Origin of the sequence: Pseudonocardia pini, assembly GCF_013870575.1 — a bacterium.
In the GTDB taxonomy this organism is placed as follows: domain Bacteria; phylum Actinomycetota; class Actinomycetes; order Mycobacteriales; family Pseudonocardiaceae; genus Pseudonocardia; species Pseudonocardia pini.
Window position 1 is genome coordinate 1 of record NZ_JACBXB010000315.1, and the last position, 6,047, is coordinate 6,047.

Below are 6,047 nucleotides of genomic sequence, written 5' to 3' on the forward strand. Positions count from 1 at the left end.
GGTTGAGGTAGTGGGCGGAGTGCGCGAGGCCGTGGGTCTCGATGATCGTGGCGGAACGATCCGCGGGTCCGCCGCAGCAGCAGTACCGGCCCCCGGTGCAGACCCGGCAGCCGAAGGTCCGCAGGCCGCGCCGGTGGGGCAGGCGGATCAAGATCGCCCTGGCCTTGGTGCTGATCGCCCTGGTCGGCTGGGGCGTCTTCCTCGACCAGAACCTGAACCGGGTCGAGGCGCTCCCCGCGGAGTCGGTGGCGGAGTCGTCGGGCACGAACTGGCTGATCGTCGGTTCGGACAGCCGGGCGGACCTCGGCACGGAGGACCAGGAGCGCCTCGGCACCGGAGACGCGGCGGGCCAGCGCACGGACACGATCATGCTGCTGCACTCCGGCAGCTCCGGGTCCGTGCTGGTCAGCCTGCCGCGCGACTCGTACGTGCCGATCGAGGGGCACGGGTCCAACAAGCTGAACGCGGCCTACGCGTTCGGCGGGGCACCGCTGCTGATCAGCACGGTGGAGAACGCCACCGGGCTGCACATCGACCACTACGCGGAGATCGGGTTCGGCGGGTTCGTCGACGCGGTGGACGCCGTGGGCGGCGTGGACCTCTGCGTGCCGAAGGCGATCAAGGACCCCAAGGCGAACCTGGACATCCAGGCAGGCTGCCAGGAGCTCGACGGCACCACCGCGCTGGGCTACGTCCGCACCCGCGCGACGGCGGGCTCGGACTTCGACCGCGTGCAACGGCAGCGCGAGTTCCTGTCCGCCCTGATCGCCAAGGCCACCAGCCCGGCCACGCTCGTCAACCCGTTCCGGGTGGTCCCGCTGGCCGACGCGATGACCGGCCTGATCACGGTCGACTCCAGCGACCACATCTGGAACATCGCCCAGCTCGGCCTGGCCATGCGCGGGGTGACCAACGGCGGCGTCGCGACCACCGTCCCGGTCGGCGGCACCCCCACGATCGGCGGCCAGTCCGTGGTCCGCTGGGACAAGACCAGGGCCAGCCGGCTCTTCGAGAGCCTGCAGAAGGACGAGACCCCGCCCGAGTCCGCGCACGGCCCCTGACCCGCGGCGGTCAGGCGGTGCGGCGCTTCCTCGGGGCGGGCTTGTCCTCGGCCTCGTCGTCGGTCTTCTTCTTGCGGGCCGCGGGCTTGCGGGCGGGCTTCTTCTCCGGCTCGGGCTCCGGTTCCTCGGGCTTCGCGCCCGCCTTGCCCTTCGCCGCCTCCACGCTGGCCTGCAGGGCCGAGAGCAGGTCGGTCATCGAGTCGCCCTCGTCCTCCTTCTTGGCCTCGACGGGGGCGGGCTTGACGTCGCCGTGCTCCTTCTTCGACTCGATCAGCTCGACGACCGCGTCCCGGTACTCGTCGTGGAAGTCGGCGGGGTCGAAGTCCGCGCCCATGCTCTCCACCAGCGAGGACGCCATCTTCAGCTCTTGGGGCTTGAGGTCGACGTCCTGGTCGAGGATGTCGAACGCGGGCTCGCGGATCTCGTCCGGCCACAGCATCGTCTGCAGCACGATCGTCTTGTCCCGCACCCGCAGCAGGGCCAGCGACTCGCGCTGGCGCAGGGCGAACCGGACCACGGCCATCCGCTCGGTCTCGGCCAGCGCCTCGCGCAGCAGCGCGTAGGGCTTGGCGGCCTTGGTCTCGGGCTCGAGGTAGTAGGCCTTGTCGAACAGCAGCGGGTCGATCTGGTCCGCCGGCACGAACTCGATGACGTCGATCTCATGGCCCGAGGCGATCGGCAGCGAGTCGAGATCGGCCTCGTCGAGCGTGATCAGCTCGCCGTCCTCGGTCTCGTACCCCTTGACGATGTCCGCGTACTCCACGACCTCGCCGCACACGGAGCACGTGCGCTTGTACTTGATGCGCCCGCCGTCCGCCCCGTGGACCTGGTGGAACCGGATGTCGTGGTTGGTCGTCGCGGAGTACAACTTGATGGGCACGCTGACCAGCCCGAACGAGACGGCACCGCTCCACATCGCACGCATGGTGACAGCATGACGGTGTGCAGCCCATGCTCGCCACTCCCGGCCCCCTGCCGACCGGGCCGGAGTGGGTCTACGAGGTCAAGTGGGACGGCATGCGACTGCTCGCGGAGGTCACCGACGGGGAGCTGCGGCTGGCCACCCGGAACGGTCGGGACGTCACCGCGGACTTCCCCGAGCTGGCCGGGCTGACCGCGATCGCGCCGGACCTCGTGCTCGACGGCGAGGTCGTCCTCCTCGACGACGGCGTCCCGAGCTTCGCCGCGCTGACCGACCGGATGCACGGCCCGGTGGCCGCCGCGAAGGCGCTGGCCAGGCCCGTCACCTTCATGGTGTTCGACGTCCTGCGGCTCTACGGCGTCCCGTTGCTGGAACGGCCGCTGCACGAGCGCCGCGCCACGCTGGACCGGCTCGACACGGCGTCGGTGCCCACGCTCGCCCTCTCCCCGCTCTACACCGACGGTCGCGCGCTGTTCGAGGCGACCGCGCGGCGGGGGATGGAGGGGATCGTCGCCAAGCAGCGGGAGTCGCCGTACCTGGCCGGGGGGCGTAGCCCCGGTTGGGTGAAGGTGACCCACCGGCACACCCAGACCTGCCTGGTCGGGGGCTGGCGTCCGGAGCGGACCGGAGCGGGCACCCGGGTGGGGGCGTTGCTGCTCGGGGTGCCCGACGGCGGCGAGCTCGTGTTCGCGGGGAAGGTCGGGTCCGGCCTGGCGGGGACCGCCGTGCAGCGGATGCTGTCCGAGCTGCTCGGGGAGCTGGAGCAGCCGAGCCCGCCGTTCCGGGACCGGCCGCCGCGGGCCGACTCCGCGGGCGTGCACTGGTGCGAACCGGTCGTCGCGGTGGAGGTGGCGCACCTGGGCTGGACCTCGGCGGGGAAGCTCCGCGAGCCGGTGTTCCGCGGGGTGCGCGCGGACGTGACGCCGCAGGACGTGCGTCGGGAGGGGTAGTGGTTCGGCCTCCGGGGGGTGTTTGATGGCGCACGATCACCATCGCGGAGTTGTCGAGAAGGGGCACCCACCGTGGACTTCGATGCGCTCAAGGGCCAGGCCGAGAAACTGCTCGACGAGCACGGGGACAAGATCGAGGACGGAGCCGAGAAGGTCGGCGAGATCGTGAAGGAGAGGTTCGGGCACGAGGAGCAGGTCGACGCGGTCGTCGCCAAGATCAAGGACTTCGTCCCGGACCAGCCGGCCACCTGAGCCCGCTGCACCGATCGCCGACCTCTCGGTTCGAGGGGCCGGATCCCCGCTCCCTACGGTGGTGTCGATGACGACCATGCTGACCTGGCAGGCCGAAGGCAGGCCCGGCCTCGAGGGCACGCGAGTCCATTTCGGGCCCGCGCCCGCGGGCTTCCGCGCCCTCGGCCGGATCGTCCGGCCGGATCCCGACGGCGACTTCACGGCCTCGTACAACCTGCTCGTCCGGGAGGACGGCAGCCTGCGCAGGCTCTCGGTCACCGCCGCGACCACGAGCGCCGAACGGCACCTCACCATCAGCCGCACGGACGACGGGTTCTGGCTCCTCGACGACGGCTCCGGCAGCGAGCGGGCCGACTTCGACGGTGCCGTCGACGTCGACGTCTCGTTCAGCCCGCTGTTCAACTCGCTGCCCATCCGGCGGCTGGGGGCGCAGCGGGAGGCGGTCGACGTCGAGATCCCGGTGGTGTTCGTGTCGCTGCCGGACCTGGGGGTGTCCACGGCGGTGCAGCGCTACCGCACCGTCCGGCCTGCGGTGGGCGACGTCCCGGCCCTGGTCGAGTTCACCTGGGAGGACTTCACGGCCGAGCTGGCCGTGGACGTCGACGGGTTCGTGATCTCCTACCCCGGCCTCGCGGCCCTGCTGTCGAGCGAGCGCGCCGAGGCCGCTGCCGGGGCCTCGTAGTGTCTCTCACTCCGCCACCACCGCTCCCGGCGTGGATCACCGGGCGCGGCGGCGCGGGAGGCTCCTAGCCCCGTACGGCCCGCACCGCGTCGCTGAAGAACGACGCGAGGGAGCTCTCGCCGTCCGCGGCGACCCAGCGGTCGGTCGCGACGTCGAGGCAGGCCAGCGCCGCGGACACGATGGCCTCGGCCGCCGCGTCCCCGACCGGGCCGGACGCGGGCCGGACGGCGATCTCGGGGACGAGCAGCTCGACCCACCCCTGGTGCTTCTCGGCCCGCCGGGCGCGCAGCGCGGGAGTCTCCACGCACATCCGGCCGATCGCCAGCTCGCGCGCGGGTTCCCAGGTCGGCGCCGTCTCCAGGCCGTCCGCGACCGCCAGCAACGCCTCCCACGGCGTCTCGCTGAGCGGCCGCGCGTGCACGGCCTCGGCGATCGCCTCGCCCGTGTTCGCCAGGGTCCGCAGCACGACGTCCTCCTTCGTGCCGAAGTAGCGGAACAGCGAGCGCCGGGACACGCCGGCCTGGGCGGCGATCTCGTCCATGGTCGTGGCCGCGAACCCCTGCTCGAGGATCAGCTCCATCGCGGCCGCCGCGATGTCGTCCCGGACGGTCCGCCGGGTGCGCTGCCACAGGGACTGACTCATGTCCGCAGCGTAGCTCATGGTGTCAGGCTGGCACTCAGTGCCAAGCTGGCATACAGTGCAGCCATGGACCACAGCAGCCAGACCGTTCTCGTCACCGGGGCAAGCTCGGGCATCGGGACCGCGTTCGCCCGCGAGCTCGCCCGCCGCGGCTCGGAGCTCGTGCTCGTCGCCCGCCGGGCGGAGCGCCTCGAGGCGCTCGCCGCCGAGCTGACCGACGTCAAGGTGCACGTGATCCCCATGGACCTCAGCAGGCCGGAGGCCCCGGCCGAGCTGCTCGCCGAGGTCGAGCGGCGCGGCATCCGGGTCACCGCGCTGGTCAACAACGCGGGCTTCGGGGACCACGGGCCGGTCCACGAGCAGGACCCGGAGCGCCTCCAGGAGATGATCGGGCTGAACGTCGGCGCGCTCGTCGGGCTCAGCCGGGCGTTCCTGCCGACCCTGCGCGAGGGCTCCGGCTACCTCGTCAACCTGGCCAGCCTGGCCGCCTACCAGCCGATCCCGGACCTGGCGGTGTACGCCGCGACCAAGGCGTTCGTGCTGAGCTTCACCGAGGCGCTCTGGTACGAGGCGAAGGGCACGGACCTGCGGGTGATGTGCTTGTCCCCGGGCCTGACCAGCACCGAGTTCCTCGACGTCGCGGGGGAGGGGGCCGCGGGCGGCACCACCACGATGCAGACGCCGGAGCAGGTCGTGGCCACGGCACTGCGGGCGTTGGACCGGCGGACCACCCCGCCGAGCGTGGTCTCGGGCGGGCTGAACCGGGTCTCGTCGAACCTCACCCGGTTCTTCCCGCGGCGGGCCGCGCTCGAGGTGGTCGCGCGGGTCACTTCCAGCCGCTGACGACGTCTCCGCGGCGGCCGAGCTCGCGCAGCTCGGCGAGGGCGTCGGGACCCTCCAGGGACACGGCCAGGCCCAGCGGTTCCCGGGTCGACCTCCACCGCTGTCGGGCCAGGTAGCCACTGTCCACCGTGGCCTTCAGCCCACCGGTCGAGGCCAGCGCGCCGCGCATCACGCCGAGCCTGCCCAGGGCCTCGTCGACCGCGGCGAGCAGGGCCGGGCGGTTGCCCTCGCACATCGCCAGGGTCAGCTCGGGGCGGGTGCCCGCGACCCGGGTGCCGTCGGCGAAGGAGCTCGCCGAGAGGGCGAGGGCGAGGTCGTCGTCCGGGTCGCCCGCGCCGACGGTCGCCAGCACGGCGGCGAGCAGGTGGGGCAGGTGGGAGATCCTCGCGACGGCGAGGTCGTGCTCGTCGCTCGCCGCGGGGACCACGCGGGAGCCGCAGGCCCAGGCCAGCTCGGCGACGTCCCGCCACACCGCGAGGTCCACGCCGTCGTCGGCGATGACGACCCAGGCGGCGTCCCGGAACAGCTCGCCGTCGCCCGCCGCCCAGCCGGACTCCGCGGTGCCCGCCATGGGGTGGCCGCCCACGTACCGGGCGCGCGGGGCGTAGGTCGTGACCAGGTCCTGGACGGCGACCTTCACGCTCACCGCGTCAGTGAGCCGCACCGTGGGGGCGACGGCGTCGACGCGGGCCAACAC

Annotated in this window: 8 protein-coding genes; 5 read left to right on the top strand and 3 right to left on the bottom strand. The window is 72.7% G+C overall.

Annotated elements, in window-relative coordinates; genetic code table 11:
• Window positions 1-41 precede the first annotated feature (41 nt).
• On the top strand, window positions 42-1,061 hold the full coding sequence (locus tag H5J29_RS17980; RefSeq protein WP_181782113.1) for an LCP family protein: 1,020 nt from the start codon (window positions 42-44) through the stop codon (window positions 1,059-1,061).
• 10 nt (window positions 1,062-1,071) lie between these two features.
• On the opposite strand, the gene ku is transcribed toward H5J29_RS17980, so the two are convergent.
• The gene (ku, locus tag H5J29_RS17985) at window positions 1,072-1,977 is read right to left on the bottom strand and encodes a non-homologous end joining protein Ku (RefSeq protein WP_246394007.1); all 906 of its coding nucleotides are present in this window, start codon (window positions 1,975-1,977) and stop codon (window positions 1,072-1,074) included.
• A gap of 35 nt (window positions 1,978-2,012) precedes the next feature.
• Between ku and ligD the strand changes: the two genes are divergently transcribed.
• From ligD to H5J29_RS18000, 3 genes are all read left to right on the top strand, one after another.
• A complete protein-coding gene (gene ligD, locus H5J29_RS17990) occupies window positions 2,013-2,933 on the top strand; it encodes a non-homologous end-joining DNA ligase (protein WP_220187584.1) in 921 nt (306 codons plus the stop codon).
• Window positions 2,934-3,005: 72 nt separating this feature from the next.
• Window positions 3,006-3,185 (top strand): Rv0909 family putative TA system antitoxin, encoded by a 180-nt coding sequence (locus tag H5J29_RS17995; protein WP_181782116.1) that lies wholly within the window; start codon window positions 3,006-3,008, stop codon window positions 3,183-3,185.
• A gap of 67 nt (window positions 3,186-3,252) precedes the next feature.
• Window positions 3,253-3,867: a putative glycolipid-binding domain-containing protein gene (locus H5J29_RS18000; protein WP_181782117.1), complete on the top strand. Its 615-nt coding sequence runs from the start codon at window positions 3,253-3,255 to the stop codon at window positions 3,865-3,867.
• 64 nt (window positions 3,868-3,931) lie between these two features.
• Here the strand turns inward: H5J29_RS18000 and H5J29_RS18005 are convergent, their stop codons facing one another.
• Entirely contained in the window at window positions 3,932-4,510 is a 579-nt protein-coding gene (locus tag H5J29_RS18005; RefSeq protein WP_181782118.1) for a TetR/AcrR family transcriptional regulator, read from the bottom strand.
• Window positions 4,511-4,573: 63 nt separating this feature from the next.
• On the opposite strand from H5J29_RS18005, the gene H5J29_RS18010 reads away from it, so the two are divergent.
• Entirely contained in the window at window positions 4,574-5,350 is a 777-nt protein-coding gene (locus tag H5J29_RS18010) for an SDR family NAD(P)-dependent oxidoreductase (protein WP_181782119.1), read from the top strand.
• Here the strand turns inward: H5J29_RS18010 and H5J29_RS18015 are convergent.
• Window positions 5,334-6,047, bottom strand: a 714-nt coding sequence (locus tag H5J29_RS18015; RefSeq protein WP_181782120.1) for a prephenate dehydrogenase/arogenate dehydrogenase family protein, incomplete at its 5' end; no start/stop codon positions are given. The two genes, H5J29_RS18010 and H5J29_RS18015, sit on opposite strands and share 17 nt — an antisense overlap.

Bases quoted from the DNA above. Each gene is read 5' to 3' on its own strand.
- H5J29_RS17980 (WP_181782113.1), top strand. From the start codon at position 42: ATGATCGTGGCGGAACGATCCGCGGGTCCGCCGCAGCAGCAGTACCGG.
- ku (WP_246394007.1), bottom strand. From the start codon at position 1,977: ATGTGGAGCGGTGCCGTCTCGTTCGGGCTGGTCAGCGTGCCCATCAAG.
- ligD (WP_220187584.1), top strand. From the start codon at position 2,013: ATGCTCGCCACTCCCGGCCCCCTGCCGACCGGGCCGGAGTGGGTCTAC.
- H5J29_RS18000 (WP_181782117.1), top strand. From the start codon at position 3,253: ATGACGACCATGCTGACCTGGCAGGCCGAAGGCAGGCCCGGCCTCGAG.
- H5J29_RS18005 (WP_181782118.1), bottom strand. From the start codon at position 4,510: ATGAGTCAGTCCCTGTGGCAGCGCACCCGGCGGACCGTCCGGGACGAC.
- H5J29_RS18010 (WP_181782119.1), top strand. From the start codon at position 4,574: ATGGACCACAGCAGCCAGACCGTTCTCGTCACCGGGGCAAGCTCGGGC.